This is a genomic window from Rhodoferax sp. OV413, assembly GCF_900104385.1.
Taxonomy (GTDB): Bacteria; Pseudomonadota; Gammaproteobacteria; order Burkholderiales; family Burkholderiaceae_C; genus Rhodoferax_B.
Genome location: NZ_FNJA01000001.1, coordinates 407,571 through 424,645, shown reverse-complemented (window position 1 = coordinate 424,645; position 17,075 = coordinate 407,571). Strand labels below are relative to the sequence as shown.

General features: G+C 63.2%; 12 protein-coding genes and 1 other RNA gene. 10 read left to right on the top strand and 3 right to left on the bottom strand.

The genetic code is table 11. The features are described from left to right. Positions 1-35: 35 nt before the first annotated feature. The gene (locus tag BLT66_RS01985; protein WP_092755143.1) at positions 36-1,070 is read right to left on the bottom strand and encodes a sensor domain-containing diguanylate cyclase; all 1,035 of its coding nucleotides are present in this window, start codon (positions 1,068-1,070) and stop codon (positions 36-38) included. Between the two features lie 188 nt (positions 1,071-1,258). Beyond that, positions 1,259-2,149, bottom strand: coding sequence for a DMT family transporter (locus BLT66_RS01980; protein WP_092755140.1), 891 nt, complete (start codon positions 2,147-2,149; stop codon positions 1,259-1,261). Between the two features lie 159 nt (positions 2,150-2,308). On the opposite strand from BLT66_RS01980, the gene BLT66_RS01975 reads away from it, so the two are divergent. Both BLT66_RS01975 and BLT66_RS01970 read left to right on the top strand, forming a co-directional pair. After that, on the top strand, positions 2,309-6,004 hold the full coding sequence (locus tag BLT66_RS01975) for a patatin-like phospholipase domain-containing protein (protein WP_092755137.1): 3,696 nt from the start codon (positions 2,309-2,311) through the stop codon (positions 6,002-6,004). 599 nt (positions 6,005-6,603) lie between these two features. After that, positions 6,604-7,449 carry a THxN family PEP-CTERM protein gene (locus BLT66_RS01970; RefSeq protein WP_092755134.1) on the top strand — a complete coding sequence of 282 codons (846 nt, stop codon included), beginning with the start codon at positions 6,604-6,606 and terminating at the stop codon, positions 7,447-7,449. Between the two features lie 456 nt (positions 7,450-7,905). Here the strand turns inward: BLT66_RS01970 and ffs are convergent. Beyond that, positions 7,906-8,001: signal recognition particle sRNA small type (ffs, locus tag BLT66_RS01965), an RNA gene on the bottom strand. A gap of 175 nt (positions 8,002-8,176) precedes the next feature. Between ffs and gudD the strand changes: the two genes are divergently transcribed. The 8 genes from gudD to BLT66_RS01925 all read left to right on the top strand — a co-directional run bounded on the left by gudD (position 8,177) and on the right by BLT66_RS01925 (position 17,071). Continuing rightward, positions 8,177-9,511, top strand: coding sequence for a glucarate dehydratase (gene gudD / locus BLT66_RS01960; protein ID WP_092755131.1), 1,335 nt, complete (start codon positions 8,177-8,179; stop codon positions 9,509-9,511). Between the two features lie 248 nt (positions 9,512-9,759). Beyond that, positions 9,760-10,548: an HpcH/HpaI aldolase family protein gene (locus BLT66_RS01955; protein ID WP_092755128.1), complete on the top strand. Its 789-nt coding sequence runs from the start codon at positions 9,760-9,762 to the stop codon at positions 10,546-10,548. 51 nt (positions 10,549-10,599) lie between these two features. Next, the gene (locus BLT66_RS01950) at positions 10,600-11,511 is read left to right on the top strand and encodes a 2-hydroxy-3-oxopropionate reductase (RefSeq protein ID WP_092755125.1); all 912 of its coding nucleotides are present in this window, start codon (positions 10,600-10,602) and stop codon (positions 11,509-11,511) included. Between the two features lies 1 nt (position 11,512). Beyond that, positions 11,513-12,790 carry a glycerate kinase type-2 family protein gene (locus BLT66_RS01945; protein ID WP_092755122.1) on the top strand — a complete coding sequence of 426 codons (1,278 nt, stop codon included), beginning with the start codon at positions 11,513-11,515 and terminating at the stop codon, positions 12,788-12,790. Positions 12,791-12,832: 42 nt separating this feature from the next. Next, positions 12,833-14,632, top strand: coding sequence for a DNA polymerase III subunit gamma/tau (gene dnaX / locus BLT66_RS01940; RefSeq protein ID WP_092755119.1), 1,800 nt, complete (start codon positions 12,833-12,835; stop codon positions 14,630-14,632). Positions 14,633-14,652: 20 nt separating this feature from the next. After that, a complete protein-coding gene (locus tag BLT66_RS01935) occupies positions 14,653-14,985 on the top strand; it encodes a YbaB/EbfC family nucleoid-associated protein (protein ID WP_092755116.1) in 333 nt (110 codons plus the stop codon). Positions 14,986-15,068: 83 nt separating this feature from the next. After that, positions 15,069-15,659 (top strand): recombination mediator RecR, encoded by a 591-nt coding sequence (gene recR, locus BLT66_RS01930; RefSeq protein WP_092755113.1) that lies wholly within the window; start codon positions 15,069-15,071, stop codon positions 15,657-15,659. Positions 15,660-16,024: 365 nt separating this feature from the next. After that, positions 16,025-17,071, top strand: coding sequence for an ABC transporter substrate-binding protein (locus tag BLT66_RS01925; protein ID WP_092755110.1), 1,047 nt, complete (start codon positions 16,025-16,027; stop codon positions 17,069-17,071). Positions 17,072-17,075: the final 4 nt, after the last annotated feature.

The following is a 17,075-nucleotide window of genomic DNA, read 5'->3' as shown; positions in this document are numbered from 1 at the left end:
ACCTGCTGTGGCGGCGCGTCGCAGCGGGCAGGGGGCTACAAGACCTGCAGCTGCGAATCGCGCTCGATGCGGCGTGCGCGCTTGACTTCGTACATGGCGGCATCGGCCTGGGTTAAGGCTTTTTCGGCGCTGGTGGTATGCGGGTCGACCAGCACTACGCCGACGCTGGCGCCGCTGCAGTCGATGGCCACATTGCCCAGTAGTAGACGGGTGGTGCATTGCTGCGTCATGCGTTCCTGCAGTTGGCGCAGGGTGGTGGTATTGGTGCGGTCGCTCAGTTGGGGGCCACGGCCTACGTAGACGAACTCGTCGCCGCCGAAGCGCGCGAGCACATCGCCGGCACGCAAGGCGTTGGAGATGGTGTGGGCCATGGCCACCAGAAACTGGTCACCCACATCGTGGCCATGGGTGTCGTTGATTTCCTTGAAGCCGTCGAAATCGATGAAACTCACCAGCACCCCGGTGCCGTCGCGCTGCGCGCGGGCCATGGTGCGGCCGAGTTCGGCAACCAGGGAGCGCCGGTTCGGCAGGCCGGTCAGGGCGTCGGTCAGGGCAAAGTTGGCCAGCTCGATATTCGCCTTGCCCAGCTGGTCGAGCAGGCGTTCGCGGTCGATGTGCTGGGCGATCAGGCGGGCGAACAGCTGCAGCACATGCTCGGCATTGGGTGCCATGGGCTGCCGGCTGGAGCTGGCGGCGCACAAGGTGCCGTACAGGCCACCGCCGTCCATGGTCACCGGCACGCTCACATAGGTTTGTATGCCCAGTGCCCGCGCGGCTTCCGAATCGCCCCAGCAGCCGGCTACGTCATCGGTAAAGAAGCGTTTTTCGTCCATCGCGCGCTTGCACAAGGTATCGTTCCAGGGCACGCTGATGCCTTCGGGAATCACCAACTGCTGGGAATTGCGGGCGAACAGCACGTGCTGCAGGCCTTTGTCGAGGTCAATCGTGGTCAGGTAGGTCGACTCCATGCCGGTGACCGATTCCAGCATTTCCAGCAGTGGGCGTGTGAGGTCCTCCAGGGTCTTGGCCGAGGACATAGACTGTGAGAGCCGGTTAAGCAACGAATCCATAGAAACATCCCTAATATTGGGGATATTTTCCCTCATATACCCCTGCTATGGGGTAGGCATCTCTCCGTAGTTTGCAGCGATTATGGTAAGCAAAAATTACCGAGTCTCTCGGGTTGGAATAGATGCTTTTTAGGCCTCTAGCGCTTATAAATATTGCGCGGGCAGCTATATAAATGGTAGCAAATAGGCTACTTTGCGTGGCCCGAGGGCTCGATGATCACCAGCGCAATCCCACAGACCAGCAGGCCGGCCCCGGCCCAGAAGGCGGCGGCCGGGGTTTCGGCAAAGAACACATAACCCAGGGTGGGGCTGAACAGCAGCAGCGAAAAACTGCCGGCCTCGACTGCCGAGGCGTCGCCTGAACGGTAGGCGTAAAAGTAGGCCAGGTAGATGCCGGATGCCGACAAGCCGATTACCGGCAGCAGCGGCCACAAGTCCATGGGCACGCTGGGCAGGGCGAAGCCGCTGAGCACGCCAAAGCACAGCCAGCAGGCGGTCTGGCTCCATGTCAACACCGCCATCGGGTGTTCGTGGTTCGAATATTTCTTCAGCACCACACCCAGCATGGCCTCCATCAGCGCGCCGAACAAAGCCACCAGCGCCGCCGGCTGGAAGGCGGCCGAGCCGGGCTGCACGATGGTCAGCACGCCGCCAAAGCCTACCGCAACACCCAGCCAGCGCAGCCAGTGCGGCTGCTCGCCCAGCAGCCAGACGCCCAGCGGCAGCATGAACAGCGAGCCGGTCATCAGGTAGGCACTGGCCTCGGCCAGCGGCAGGTGCGACACCGCCCAGGCTGCACAGGCGGCCGAGGTGACGATGAAGCCGGCACGCAGCAGGTGCATGCGCGGATTGCGGGTTTTGATAACCCGGCCGCGGGTCCAGGCGACGATGGGCGCCACCATCAGCAGCACCACGGTGGCCTGCAGAAACAGCACCTGCTTGGGCGTGATGCCGGTGGCCATCAACTGTTTGTTACACGCATCTAGCACCGACCAGCAGAGCATGGCCAGCATCACAAACAGCACGCCGCGGGTATTGCCGGCCAGCGCACGCCAGCGGGCTTGGAGTCTTGAGAACATGGATTTATATGAAATTTAAGCAGTTGGCGCTGATTGCAACTGCGCGGGTAGCTATCTAATGTATAGCGATTATCGGCTGCGACCGTAGCGCATTCAGGGGATGCGCTGGCGCGGGTGCAGGTTCAGAATGGTGAGCCTGTGCGACCGCTGGAGACCACCATGCCCACACCCGCCCCCGCAGACAGCCTGGAAGCCTTGACGGCGCTGGAACAGGCCGCCATTGTGGCGCGCCGGCAGCTGCTGCTGGGCACGCCGGGCGCGGACGAGACCAAGCCGCCGGGCGAGCATGGCTTGCCTCGGGTCGGCCTGGCCTTGTCGGGCGGCGGGGTGCGCAGCGCCACCTTCGCGCTGGGGCTGATGCGCGGCCTGTCGCACAACCGCACGGCCGACCCGACGGCGCCACCCAGCCTGTCGCGCGACGGCCTGCTGGGCCGGCTGGATTATTTGTCCACCGTCTCTGGCGGCGGCTACATCGGGGCGATGTGGGGCCGGCTGGTGGCCACCTACGGCATGCGGGTGGCGCAGCAGCTGATGGCCGACAGCGGCTCGCCGGTGTTGAACTGGCTGCGCCGCAACGGCCGTTACCTGAACCCGGCCGGATCGCGCGATACCGGCATCGCCATCGCCACCTATCTGCGCGCCTGGATGGCGATCCATATGGAGTTCATGTTTGCCTGCGTGCTCGGCGGGCTGCTGGTGGTGTTACCGCATTTGCTGCACCACCGCTGGCAGTGGTGGGGCGCCTGGGAGCCCTGGGGCACGCCCTGGTGGGTGCTGGCGCTGCTGGTGGCCCTGCTGGGCGTGCCGGGGCTGATCGCCGGCTACTGGGCGGCGCGCGAACCGCCACTGCACGGCGGCACCATGCACCCGGGCCCGCGGTTGCGCGAGGTGTTGTTTCTGCTGGTGGCCGGCGGCGTGGCCGTGGGGGTGGGATCAGTGGCCTGGAGCGTGGGGCTGCATACCTCGGTGCGCGAGGGGCCAAGCTGGTTATCGGCCTGCGCGGTAGGCCTGGCATCGCTGGCCGTCGGGCAGGCGGTGGTGATGTTCTGGCAATGGGGTTCGCGCCAGTCGCAGTCGCTGCTGGTGGCGCGCATCCGCCATGTGCTGACAACAGCCTTGCGTCTGTACCTGAAGGTGGTGCTGGGCCTGATCGCCCTGGGCGTGATCGACTGGCTGAGCTGGAACTTCCTGCTGACCGTGGTGCTGCAGCCGGACAAATCCTGGCTGCTGGGCAGCGTGGGGGCCGGTGGCGTGGGCTTGTTGGTGCTGCGCAACCTGGTCCAGCCGTTGCAGCAGATGGCGGCAGAAACCAATAAGCAGGGGCGCGACTGGCTGCCGCGGGTGGTCAACCTGGTGAGCCTGCTGGGCTGCGCGCTGCTGGTGTTTGGCTGGGTGGTGCTGGTGCAGTGGTTCGTGTTTGCGCAGAACACCTTCGACCCGTTTGTGGATGTGCCGCCGACCTTGCGCGCGCTGCTGCTACTGATTTTGGTGCTGCTGTGGGTGGGCTTGACGGCCGGCAATGCGCAGATGGCCAATGCCTCGTCGCTGCACAGCTTCTACCGGGCCCGGCTGACCCGCGCCTACATGGCCGTGGGCAACCCGGCCCGCCAGCTGAACCAGCACGGCGTGCCGCGCCCAGACGTGACCACGGTAGTGGAGGGCGATGATCTGGGCCTGCAGCATTACAGCCCCGAGCAGCAGGGCGGTCCTATCCACCTGGTCAACGCCTGCCTGAACCAGACGGTAGATGACCGCAGCGGCCTGTACAACGCCGACCGCAAGGGCACGGCGATGACGGCCACCTGCCGCGGCTTCGAGGTCGGGCCACGCGCCTTCATCCCGCTGCGCGACGAGCAGGACGTGGGCACGCTGGGGCGCTGGGTGGCGGTGTCGGGCGCGGCGGCCTCGCCGGGTGCGGGCTCTTACACCTCGACCGGGCTGGCTCTGCTGTTGTATCTGCTGGGCGTGCGCCTGGGCCACTGGATGCAGGCGCCGCGTCCATCGCCCAAGCTGCGTTTGGGCAGCCATATGGGCTGGCACTGGTGCCCCAAGCCGGTGATGCTGGCCAGCGAGGTGTTTGCCGAGTTTTACGGCGAGGACCGGCCCTGGTGGTATTTGTCCGATGGCGGGCATTTTGAGAACACCGGCGTGTATGCGCTGCTGAAGCGCGAGCTGGACTTCATCATCCTGTCCGACGCCAGCTGCGACGTGGACTACGAGTTCGGCGACCTGGAGAACCTGGTGCGCAAGGCGCGCATCGACTTCGGCGCCGAGATCGAGTTCTACAGCCATGCCGAGGCGGTGCGCACCCTGGTGCAGGAGAACCGCGAGGTCACGGTGCTGTCGCCCGAGGACATGGCCAACAACCATTCCTGCCGCGGCGTGCTGCTGGCGCGCATACGCTACCGCGAGCGGCCGGGCCTGGATGGCACGCTGGTGCGACCTGAAGGCACGCTGCTGGTGGTCAAGCCGAATCTGCACGACGCGCTGGATGTGGATGTGCTGGCCTACGCGCAAAAGCACAGCACGTTCCCGCACGAGTCCACCTCCGACCAGTCGTTTGACGAAGCCCAGTGGGAGAGCTACCACCGTCTGGGCGAGGACTTCGGCCGCGCGCTGACCGACACCTGGCTGACCCTGTTGCCCGGCTGGAGCCGGCCGGCCCACCACAGCCTGGCAGTGGCGGCCCGGCTGGGCGGCGCCAAACCCGCCGAAGCTGTCAAGACTGAGCCCCTGTGGCGGCGCGGCGCGCGGGCCACGGCCATCGGCACCACGCTGGGTGTGGGCGCGTCCGGCACGCTGGTGCTGTCGCTGTGGCAGGTACAGGACCAGTTGGTGCGGCAAAACCGCGACGACCAGACCGAAACCAGCCGGCTGCTGGAAAAGGTGTCGGACAGCGTCGGCAAACTGCAGCAGACCCGGGCCTGCCCGAATCCGTCGGTACACGCGCTGGCGCAGATCCAGGATTTGCTGGATCGGCGCGGTTCGCCCAATCTGCGCAAACAGGATGCAGCGGCCGTCGGCCGACTTGCGGTGCTGATGGAAGAAGAATGTGCAGTGCCGGCGTCGGGCATCACCCCGTCCGAGCTGTGCCAGGCCAGTTACAAGCGCATGCAAACCGATCTATGCACCGGCATCCTGAAGAAAGTGCAGAACACCGCCATGGACTACTGGCAGCCGAGCGAGAAGCCGGAAGGCCAGGCCAGGAGCGGAGACAAGGTGTTGCAGGCCTTGCGCAGCGGCTGGAACATGGACAGCTTGCAGGCGCTGCTGGGGCCGCGTCCGCTGGCGACGGCCGGCGTCGACCCCTTCAATATGTATCCGCCCCCTGTTGCAGCCGGCACACCGCCGCCCACCGGTACGCCCGTACCGCCGCTGACCGCGCCAGTACCCGTGGCGCAAGACCCTGCCGTGGTGGCAGCTTGCGCCCGCGCCAGCCGGAAAACCACGCTCTATATCCAGGTCTACGACGAAGCCTCGCAGTCGGTGGCCGCCAGGTTGCGTGCGCTGTTGCAGGGCGTGGCCGGCCCGGCGGTCCAGGTAGCGCCGGTGGAAAACGTGGTGCGCAGCGCCGATGTGCGCCAGCAGCGCCGGCCCATCCCCTGGGCCAAGCCCACATTTGTGCTGCACGACGCGGCCGACCCGGAGCAGCAAGCGCATTACCAGGATTGCGCCAAGGCGCTGATTCCCTGGGTGCGTTCGGCCTGGGGTTCGCAGCTGGGGGTTGAGGCTAAAGACGCCGTGTGGCTGCGCGACCTGCCCAGACGCCTTATACCCACGCCAGGGGTGATCGAGCTGTGGTTACCGCCGATAGCGGTGCAAAGCACAGCCATCGCCACGGCGATGGAGCATTGACGGACTGGCGGACACCTTCTCCGCGAACGGCGCGTCAACAACTGACGTCCTTGCCTCCCGCCCTGGCCATGGCGTGTGCGTAGCCATCTTCGCGCACAGCTTGGACCCGGCCGCATGCAATGGATGCGCCTCACAGACGTACTCCAGTTACTGGCACTTCAAGTGCTGCGCAAGCCTATATGTTCAAAAACTGGTTGTTTTTGCACGTTTCAACTATCTATTTGGTTTAATTAATGCTCTAAAGATGAGGGTGAATAAAAATAAGAATAAATACGTTTTCAATAACAAAAAATACAGGTGTGGAAAATGAGCCCTGTATATAAATTTTTGGTGGCTTGGGTTTTGTTATTTTAAATAACGATTTAAGGAATTTTTACAAAAATTACATTTTTGAGGAACGTGTCGAATTTCTTTCCATTTGAAATTTTTGATTATTTATGTTTTGCAGAATAATTTTGTAAAACTATGATTTTATTGGTGAATTTTCTTTGGTTGTATTTTGGCACAGGATATGCTTCATTTTTGTCGGGCGACTACTGCGACGTCTATGTAGATAAACAGTGGTTTATTTCAACGCGTAGGACGTGATCGGAGACAAAATGAAAACTCTAAAATTCGCCAGCAAAACGCTAGTGGCTCTCGCGTTGTGCGCAGGTTTCGCGCAAGCGTCGCCGGTAGTCACCCAATGGAGCGTCACCGATACGGCTACATTTGTGCCAGGGTCGGTTCTGCCTGGCTCCAATACCTTCCCTTTTCCTGTTCTGAGCGCGGGCAATACACAGCTGCATTGGGGTAATGCGTCACCCCAAAGTGGACTGATCATCTCCAATTCGGTAGTGCCGATCGTCGTGCCTACGGGGGTCTTGACTTCCACTGTTCAGATCACCCACGACAATTTTCCGATCCCGGCGGCTACTCCATCCAACTCTCTTTCCTCTGTGGATATTCTGGCTTCGATAACGCTGCAGTCCTTGACTCCGAGCGTGGGAGGCGTTGAGGCTGGCAATATTGTTTTTGGCGTCAAGTTCCTCGAAACACCGAATGGTGGTACGGGTGGGGTTTGCGCCGATGGTGCGCTGGTGGGCTCTGGTGGCGTCAATACGAATGGTTGCGCAGACATTTTCGTTATCAGTAATAACGCACTCAACTTTCCGCTTTTCTATGATTCCGATGGAGCTATCGGTGGTATTGATCCTGAACCCTACTTCGTGAGTTTCTTTGCGGATGGCTTTGGGACTTTGTCGAATGCGGCTTGTTTATCGGCGGGGGCTGCTATTGGTTGCCGGGGTTTTGAAACGGCAGAGAATCAAAGCACGATCGCCGACTTTAAGATTCTTATTACGTCCACTCCATTTACCGATGTCCCTGAGCCAGGTACATTGCCTTTGATGGGGGCTGCATTGGCGGTGTTGGGCTGGTTGACTCGTCGCCGCGCAAGTCGGTAAAAGTATAGATAGAGCTGTTTCTAATAGCTCTTCTATATTTTGAGGTAGAAATATTGACGCCCCCAAGTCAGTTTTGGGGAGTTAATTTCTTACTTCGTGACAACTAAGAATTTTTAGCTTTCTGTGCCCAAGAAGCGAAAAGCGCGCTGATTGCTGGGGTTTAAAAGGTTATCCACGTCATTGATGTGGAGTTTTACGACTTTGATATTGACCTTGAAAGCTTCGCAGTTTCGACTGAACAGGCGTGTCCAGGGGCCAGGAAACTGATCTTTGAGGTAGTGGAGTGCTTGATTGCCCATTAGCCAAATGGGTGCAGCTGGTACACCGTACAGCGCCTGTAAATCTTACAGATTTGCGCTCTTGGTGGGCATTAACGAAGCTAAGGTACGGACAGTCAGGGTAGGGAGGTGACGTGCGGCCTTAGCTCCGCACCATCGCTGACTATCTTGAAAATAAGTTGACGAACCTTACCCCGGCACTGGCTCCACAGTTAGGGCTGCTTGGTTCCCCACCTGACCCGGTTGGCCGCTTCACCATGCGGGAAGGCCCGTCAAGCAGTATTGTAAGCGACGCGCGAGCCCATCTGCTTTTTGGGCTGTATCTCCCTGTAAGTCTCTCTTGTCCTGAGAATGCGTACGCAGCAAGCCTTGCTTTGTAGGTTTGTTATCGTTAACATCGGCATTCAGGATTTCCAAACTACTCCCATTAGAAGCAGCAGAGATTACTTATGTCCACTTATTCCACCCCCGTCATTACCGAGTTGCGCGTAATCCCTGTCGCCGGGCGCGACAGCATGCTGCTGAACCTCAGCGGCGCCCACGGCCCGTTCTTTACCCGCAATCTGCTGATACTGACCGACAACGCCGGCCGCACCGGCGTGGGCGAAGTGCCCGGCGGCGAGAAAATCCGCCAGACCCTGGAAGATGCGCGCCCCCTGGTCGTCGGCCAGCCGATTGGCTCGCACCAGCGCGTGCTGCAGCAGGTGCAAAAGCAGTTTGCCGACCGAGACAGCGGCGGCCGCGGCCTGCAGACCTTTGACCTGCGCACCACCATCCATGCGGTCACGGCCATCGAATCGGCCTTGCTGGACCTGTTGGGCCAGCACCTGGAGGTGCCGGTGGCAGCCTTGCTGGGCGAAGGCCAGCAGCGCGATGCGGTGGAGATGCTGGGCTACCTGTTCTATGTGGGCGACAAGGTCAAGACCGATCTGCCCTATGCCAGCGAGCCCGGTGCCGACAACGCCTGGTCGCGCCTGCGCCATGAAAAGGCGATGACGCCCGAGGCCATCGTGCGCTTGGCCGAGGCAGCCTACGAGCGTTACGGCTTCAACGACTTCAAGCTCAAGGGCGGCGCGCTGCGGGCTGACGAGGAGATCGAGGCCATCGTCGCCTTGCACGAGCGCTTCCCCCAAGCCCGCGTCACGCTGGACCCTAACGGCGGCTGGCTGCTGAAGGATGCGATCCGCCTGATGCGCGATATGCGCGGCGTGGTTGCCTATGCCGAAGACCCCTGCGGTGCCGAAGACGGCTTTTCGGGCCGCGAGGTGATGGCCGAGTTCCGCCGCGCCACCGGCCTGCCCACCGCGACCAACATGATCGCCACCGACTGGCGCCAGCTGAGCCACGCGCTGTCGCTGCAGTCGGTGGACATTCCGCTGGCCGACCCGCATTTCTGGACCATGGCCGGCTCGGTGCGCGTGGCGCAGACCTGCCGCGACTGGGGGCTGACCTGGGGTTCACATTCGAACAACCATTTCGACGTGTCCCTGGCCATGTTCACCCATGTCGGCGCGGCCGCGCCGGGCCGGGTCACCGCCATCGACACGCACTGGATCTGGCAGGACGGCCAGCGCCTGACCAAGGACCCGCTGCAAATCGTCGGCGGCCTGGTGCAGGTGCCCAAGAAGCCGGGTCTGGGCGTAGAGCTGGACATGGCCGAGGTGGAAAAAGCCCACCAGTTGTACAAGCAGCACGGCCTGGGATCGCGCGACGACGCCATGGCCATGCAATACCTGGTGCCGGGCTGGAAGTTCGACCCCAAGCGCCCGGCGCTCGACCGTTAAGCGCCGCGCTCGCTACCGTTATCAGCCACGCACGCCCAGTAGCGGTGTGCGTGGCTTTTTTATTTCTTATGTCATCGTACAACTTATGGGGTTTGATGGGGTTTGTTACTAAAAATGAAGGTTTTTAAGTAGAAACCCTTAAATAAATTTGGATCAAAATCGGTGATAGTTGATCATGTTGTCAGACGACGTATGAGTTGAAAGCTGCATACGCGCTACACACCCGGCTTTTTTACCAAGGAGCATCCATGAGAGAGAACCGCTTACGCACGCTGTGGAAGTCGGGTGGCGCCGCCGTCAATGGTTGGCTGGCCATACCGAACAGCTTTTCGGCGGAGACCATGGCCCACCAGGGCTGGGACTCTCTCACCATCGACCTGCAGCACGGCATGGTCGACTACCAGGCCATGCTGCCCATGCTGCAAGCCATCTCGACGACCGACACCGTGCCGGTGGTACGCGTGCCCTGGCTGGAGCCCGGCATCCTGATGAAGACGCTGGACGCGGGCGCCTACGGCGTGATCTGCCCCATGGTCAACACCCGCGAGGATGCGCAAAAGCTGGTCGCCTACACACACTATGCACCGCGCGGCACGCGCAGCTTTGGCCCGGTGCGGGCGTTGCTGTACAGCGGCGCCGACTACCCGGAGCAGGCCAACGACACCATCGTCACCTTCGCCATGATCGAAACCGCCAAGGCGCTGGACAACCTGGACGACATCCTGTCCGTCGAAGGGTTGGATGCGATCTACATCGGCCCGTCGGACTTGTCGCTGGCGCTGGGCTGCCGCCCGGTGTTCGACGAAGTCGATCCCAAGGCCGCCGAGGCCATCGACCACATCCTGGCCCGGGCCAAAGCCCATGGCGTGGTGGCCGGCATCCACAACGGCACGCCCGAAGGCGCGCTGGCGCGGATTGCCAAGGGCTTCCAGTTTGTCACCGTTAGCTCGGACGCGCGGCTGATGGCGGCCGGCGCCCAGCAGGTGGTGGCCAAGATGCGCGCCAAGACAGCGCCCGCCAGCGCGGGTGGCTACTAATTTTTTAAACCAAAACAGGCGCTAGCGCGCTATCTATCTGCAGGAGTAGCTATGAAATTAGGATTTATCGGTCTCGGCATCATGGGCGCGCCCATGGCTTTGCATCTGGTCAATGCCGGCCACCAGGTGTTCTTCCACGCGCCGCGCAAGGTGCATCCCAGCATTGCCGAGTCCAGCGCCACGCGCTGCGCCAGCGCCGCCGAGGTGGCGCGCAATGCCGACATCGTGTTCACCATGGTGCCCGACACCCCCGACGTGGAATCTGTGCTGTTTGGCGAGGACGGCATCGCCACAGGCCTGGCCGCCGGCAGCCTGATGGAAGACGGCAGCAGCCGCAAGATCATCGTCGACATGAGCTCGATTTCGCCCATCGCCACCAAGGCTTTCGCGCAGAAGATCAACGCCCTGGGCGCCGACTACATCGATGCGCCGGTATCGGGCGGCGAAGTCGGCGCCAAGGCCGCTTCGCTGACCATCATGTGCGGCGGCCCCGAGGCGGCGTTCGAGACGGTGCGCCCCTTGCTGGAGCTGATGGGCAAGAACATCACCCTGGTCGGCGGCAATGGCGACGGCCAGACCACCAAGGTGGCCAACCAGATCATCGTGGCGCTGAACATCGCCGCCGTGGGCGAGGCCCTGTTGTTTGCCAGCAAAGCTGGCGCCGACCCGGCCAAGGTGCGCCAGGCGCTGATGGGCGGTTTCGCCTCCAGCCGGATTCTGGAAGTGCACGGCGACCGCATGGTCAAGCGCACCTTCGACCCCGGCTTCCGCATCCGCCTGCACCAAAAGGACCTGGGCCTGGCCTTGCAGGGCGCGCGTGAGCTGGGCGTGGCCCTGCCGCAAACCGCCGGCGCGGCCCAGCTGATGCAGGTCTGCGCGGCCAATGGCATGGCCGACCTGGACCACTCGGCCTTGGTCAAGGCGCTGGAACTGATGGCCGGCCACGCCGTCGCCGGGACCTGATATGGCGGCCACGCCCGCAACGGACCGGACCCAGCTGCTGCGCCGCATGTTCGATGCGGCCGTGGCCGCGGCCCAGCCTGCGCTGTGTCTGCCGCCGCATCTGCCGTCGCCACCTAAGGGCCGCACCATCGTCATCGGCGCGGGCAAGGCCTCGGCCGCGATGGCGCGGGCGCTGGAAGACCACTGGGCCGGCCCGCTGGAAGGCCTGGTGGTCACCCGCTACGGCTACGAGGTGCCGTGCCAGCGTATCGAGATCGTGCAGGCCGCGCACCCGGTGCCGGATGCGGCCGGGATGCAGGCGGCAGAACGCATCCGCCAACTGGTCACGGGCCTGACGGCGGATGACCTGGTGATCGCGCTGATCTCTGGCGGCGGCTCGTCGCTGCTGGTGGCGCCGGGCGCGGGCCTGACCTTGGCCGACAAGCAGGCCGTCAATACCGCGCTGCTGAAAAGCGGCGCCAGCATTGCCGAGATGAACTGCGTGCGCCGCCATCTGTCCAGCCTCAAGGGCGGGCGCCTGGCCGCGGTCTGCCATCCAGCGCAGCTGCTGACCCTGCTGATTTCCGACGTGCCGGGCGACAACCCCATCGACATCGCCTCCGGCCCCACGGTGGCCGACCCGACGACCTGCGCCGACGCGCTGGCCATCGTGCAGCGCTACCAAATCGACATTCCACCGGCAGTGCGCGCCTTGCTGGAAAGCGGCGAGGGCGAGACCGTCAAACCCGGCGATCCGCGCTTGCAGGGCAACCAGACGCGGAAGATCACCGCGCCGCAGATGGCGCTGGAGGCTGCAGCCCGGGTGGCGCGCGACGCGGGCGTCACCCCGTACATTCTGGGCGACAGCCTGGAGGGCGAAGCCCGCGACATCGGCAAGGCGCTGGCCGGCATCGCCCGGCAGGTTGCCGTGCATGGCCAGCCGTTCAGCACACCCTGCGTGTTGCTGTCCGGCGGCGAAACCACGGTGACCCTGCGCGGCAAGGGCCGAGGCGGGCGCAATGTGGAGTTTTTGCTGTCGCTGGCCATCGCCCTGGACGGTCTGGCCGGGGTGTACGCCCTGGCGGCAGATACCGACGGCGTGGACGGTGCCGAGGAGATCGCCGGCGCCAGTATGGCCCCCGACACGCTGCAGCGCGCCTGGGCGCTGGGCACCAACCCGCGCAGCAGCCTGGACAACAACGACGCGCACAGCTTCTTCCAGGCCTTGGGCGATTCAGTCATCACCGGGCCCACCCTGACCAATGTGAACGACTTTCGTGCGATCCTGATCGACGGCTAGCCACGCGCCGAAACGGGGCGGCCAGCCCTTTAGAATCCCCGCATGTCTTATCTCGTGCTCGCCCGCAAGTACCGTCCGCATAATTTCACTGAAATGGTGGGGCAGGAGCACGTGGTGCAGGCCCTAAGCAATGCGCTCACCACCCAGCGCCTGCACCACGCCTATTTGTTCACCGGCACCCGCGGCGTGGGCAAGACCACGGTGTCGCGGATTCTGGCCAAGTCGCTCAACTGCCAGGGCGTAGACGGCACAGGCGGAATAACTGCCAGCCCTTGTGGAGTCTGCACAGCCTGCACTGATATTGATAGCGGCCGGTTTGTTGATTACACCGAGCTGGATGCGGCCTCGAACCGCGGGGTGGACGAAGTCCAGGCCCTGCTGGAGCAGGCGGTTTACAAGCCGGTGCAGGGCCGCTTCAAGGTCTTCATGATCGACGAAGTGCACATGCTGACCAACACCGCGTTCAACGCGATGCTGAAAACCCTGGAAGAGCCGCCCGAATACCTGAAGTTCGTGCTGGCCACCACCGACCCGCAGAAAGTGCCGGTCACCGTGCTGTCGCGCTGCCTGCAGTTCAACCTGCGCCCCATGGCGCCTGAAACCGTGCTGTCGCACCTGACCCAGGTGCTGGCAACCGAAGGCGTGCAGGCCGAAACCGGGGCTTTGCGTCTGCTGTCGCGGGCCGCACGCGGCTCGATGCGCGACGCCTTGTCCTTGACCGACCAGGCGATTGCCTTTGGCAACGGCCAGCTGCAAGAAGCCACGGTGCGCCAGATGCTGGGCAGTGTGGACCGCAGCTATGTGCTCCGCCTTATCGATGCGCTGGCCCAGGGCGACGGTAAAACCGTGGTCGAAACGGCCGAGGCCTTGCGCCTGAACGGCCTGAGCGCCGCCTCCACCCTCGAAGAAATGACCGCTGTGCTGCAACGCATGGCGGTGCTCCAGGCCGTGCCTGGTACCGCAGCCGATGACAGCGACCCCGAAGCCGCCGACACCGCCCGGCTGGCCGCTGCCATGCCGGCCGATGAGACCCAGCTGCTGTACAGCATGTGCCTGCACGGCCGTGCCGAGCTGGGCCTGGCCCCGGACGAATACGCGGCGCTGACCATGGTGCTGCTGCGGCTGCTGGCTTTCAAGCCGGGCAGCGCGGTACGGGCTTCAGCGGAAAAAAAAACTCTGATTGAACCAGCGGCGCGCGCGCCGCTGCCCTTGCCAGCTCCTGTACCGGCCCCCGTGGCAGCTCCGGTGGTTGCGGCCAAAGCCGCCGTGGCCGAGGCGACACCGACCCCGATATCCCCAGTTCCAGCGCCACCTGCAGCGCCGGTAGCGGTCGCCCCCGCACCTGTGCCGGCTCCAGCGCCAGCGCCAGCGGTGCAGGAACTGCCCGTGCGCGTCCAGAGCGAACCCAGCGAGCGCCTGCAAGCGCGCCCCGTCCCGGTTGCCGCGGCGCCGGTGCACACCGCAGATGGCGACTACTGGTACGCCACGGTGCAGCAACTGGTGGCGGCCGATGCCGTGGGCGGCTTGGTGCGCGAACTGGCCTTGCAGTCCCAGCTGGTGGCGGTAGACGGCAGCCATTGGCGGCTGCGCATCGAACGCGAATCCCTGAGCCAGCCCATGAGCCGCGAGCGCCTGCGCGTGGCCCTGGACGCCATCACGCCGAATGCCACGCTGGAGGTCGAAGTCGGCAGCGTCGCCGACAGCCCGGCCAAGCGCAATGCGGCGGCGGCGAATGAAAAGCAGCGCATCGCGGAAGAGATCATCATGGGGGATCCGCTGGTGCAGTCCCTCATGCGCGACTACGGCGCGAAAATCGTGCCCGGCACCCTCAAACCACTTTAATTTTTATCTAAGGAAATACCATGTTCAACAAGGGACAACTCGCCGGCCTGATGAAGCAAGCCCAGGCGATGCAGGACAACATGAAGAAGGCCCAGGACGAACTGGCTTTCATCGAAGTCACCGGCGAATCCGGCGCCGGCCTGGTCAAGGTCGTGATGACCTGCAAGCACGATGTCAAGCGCATCACCATCGATCCCAGCCTGCTGGCCGACGACAAGGACATGCTGGAAGACCTGGTGGCCGCCGCCTTCAACGCTGCCGTGCGCAAGGCCGAAGAAACCAGCCAGGAAAAAATGGGCAAGCTGACAGCAGGCATGCCTGGTTTGCCCGGCGGCATGAAGTTCCCGTTCTGATTGCATGCTTTTCAGGCCGCTAGCGCTTATGGAATCTGCGGGGGAAGCTACTGAAAATGTAGCATCCCGGACGAAAGGGCTGGATGGCTGATACCAGTGCGCTGAATGCCTTGATCCAGGGCTTGCGCCGCTTGCCGGGCGTGGGGGTGAAGTCGGCTTCGCGCATGGCTTTCCATTTGCTGCAGCACGACCGCGAGGGCGCGCAGATGCTGGCCCAGGCCTTGATGCAGGCGGCCGGCAATGTGAAGCACTGCGCGCTCTGCCATACCTTCACCGAAGAAGACATCTGCGATACCTGCCAGGACGAGGGCCGCGATGCCTCCAAGCTGTGCGTGGTCGAGAACCCGGCCGACCAGTCGGCGGTAGAGCGCACGGCGGCTTACAAGGGCCTGTACTTTGTGCTGATGGGCAAGATCAGCCCTCTGGATGGCGTGGGGCCCAAGGATATTGGTTTGCAGAAATTGATTGACCGCGCCAGCAATGGCCTGGTGCAAGAGGTGATTCTGGCCACCAATTTCACCGCCGAGGGCGAGGCCACGGCCCATGTGATCAGCGTGGCGCTGAAGGCGCGCGGCCTGCAAGTAACCCGGCTGGCGCGCGGCGTGCCCGTGGGCAGCGAGCTGGAATACGTGGATCTGGGCACCATCGCCCATGCGTTTGTAGATCGGCGTTAACCCGTAGGCCTGAGAACGTGTTTGCGATTTCTTTGGGGGCGCGCAGGTAACTTTTCGGGATGCGCTGCTAGGCGCAAAACCCAAGCCAAGGCGTCTGCCTTGGCTGGTTTTGTAACAACGCAGAGCGCCCGAAAAGGTACCTGCCCTTCGGGTTGGGGTGCAATCGGGCGATTTGTCCGCCATATCCCTTGCATGGGCAGGGAGCCCATGCTGCGGGCTCTGACGATCAACTCATCCCGATTGCACCCCAACGCGACCCCAAAGAAATCGCAAACACGTTCTCATCGTTACGGACAAACCCGCACGGGGATGGTCCCGATGTGCATTCGGCGGGCACGCACTAAGCTGGGGCAAACACCGCCCGCATGCTTTTACCTTCACTCCACCGACGCAGTTTCTTAGCCTCCACCGCCTTGGTTGCCGCCGCGGTGGTGGCGCCGGCTCTGCGCGCCCAAAACAAGCTGGAAAAGGTGAAGCTGGCTTTGGCGGTGGACGGCGAGGCTGCGCTCTACCATTTGCCGCTGACGATTGCCGACCAGCTCGGCTACTTCCGGGCCGAGGGCCTGGAGCTGGAGATCAGCGATCTGGTGGGCGGCGCGCGTTCGCCGCAAACCGTGCCGGGCAGTGCGGTGGACGTGTTCGCAGGCGCCTTCGAGTCCACCATCAGCCATCAAAGCAAGAACCAGTTTTACCAGGCCTTTGTGCAGCAGGGTCGGGCGCCGCAGATTGCGTTGGGTATCAGCGCACGCAATCTGCCGGCTTACCAGTCGGTGGCCGATCTGCGCGGCAAATTGATAGGCGTGCCGGCGCTCGGAACACCGGCCCACATGCTGGCGAACGTGGTGCTGGCGCGGGCCGGCGTGCCATCCGAAGAGGTGCGTTTCATCGGTGTGGGCACAGCCGCCGGCGCCTTGCAGGCCTTGCGTACCGGCCAGCTGGATGCGATCAGCAATATCGACCCGGTGATGGGCATGCTGGAGCAAAAGGGCGAGGTCAAAATCATCGCCGACACCCGCACCCTCAAAGGCACGCTGGAGGTGTTTGGCAGTGCCATGCCCGCCGCCTGCCTGTACGCCTCACAAGAGTTCATCCAAAAGAACCCGAACACCGTGCAGGCGCTCACGAATGCCATGGTGCATGGCCTGAAATGGCTGCAAACCGCTGGCCCCAGCGACATCATCAAGCTGGTGCCTGAAAGCTATTTTCTGGGGGACCGCGCGACCTATCTGGCGGCCTTCAACAAGTCGCGCGAGACGATTTCCATCGACGGCCTGCTGCCGGAGGATGGGCCCAAGACCGCTTTGAAAGCCCTGGGCAGCTTCGATCCTGTGGTCAAGGCGGCCAAGATCGACCTGGCCAAAACCTATACCAATGTATTTGCGCTGCGCGCCAAGCAGCGCTTTCGGGCCTGAAGCC

Bases quoted from the DNA above. Each gene is read 5' to 3' on its own strand.
- BLT66_RS01985 (WP_092755143.1), bottom strand. From the start codon at position 1,070: ATGGATTCGTTGCTTAACCGGCTCTCACAGTCTATGTCCTCGGCCAAG.
- BLT66_RS01980 (WP_092755140.1), bottom strand. From the start codon at position 2,149: ATGTTCTCAAGACTCCAAGCCCGCTGGCGTGCGCTGGCCGGCAATACC.
- BLT66_RS01975 (WP_092755137.1), top strand. From the start codon at position 2,309: ATGCCCACACCCGCCCCCGCAGACAGCCTGGAAGCCTTGACGGCGCTG.
- BLT66_RS01970 (WP_092755134.1), top strand. From the start codon at position 6,604: ATGAAAACTCTAAAATTCGCCAGCAAAACGCTAGTGGCTCTCGCGTTG.
- gudD (WP_092755131.1), top strand. From the start codon at position 8,177: ATGTCCACTTATTCCACCCCCGTCATTACCGAGTTGCGCGTAATCCCT.
- BLT66_RS01955 (WP_092755128.1), top strand. From the start codon at position 9,760: ATGAGAGAGAACCGCTTACGCACGCTGTGGAAGTCGGGTGGCGCCGCC.
- BLT66_RS01950 (WP_092755125.1), top strand. From the start codon at position 10,600: ATGAAATTAGGATTTATCGGTCTCGGCATCATGGGCGCGCCCATGGCT.
- BLT66_RS01945 (WP_092755122.1), top strand. From the start codon at position 11,513: ATGGCGGCCACGCCCGCAACGGACCGGACCCAGCTGCTGCGCCGCATG.
- dnaX (WP_092755119.1), top strand. From the start codon at position 12,833: ATGTCTTATCTCGTGCTCGCCCGCAAGTACCGTCCGCATAATTTCACT.
- BLT66_RS01935 (WP_092755116.1), top strand. From the start codon at position 14,653: ATGTTCAACAAGGGACAACTCGCCGGCCTGATGAAGCAAGCCCAGGCG.
- recR (WP_092755113.1), top strand. From the start codon at position 15,069: ATGGCTGATACCAGTGCGCTGAATGCCTTGATCCAGGGCTTGCGCCGC.
- BLT66_RS01925 (WP_092755110.1), top strand. From the start codon at position 16,025: ATGCTTTTACCTTCACTCCACCGACGCAGTTTCTTAGCCTCCACCGCC.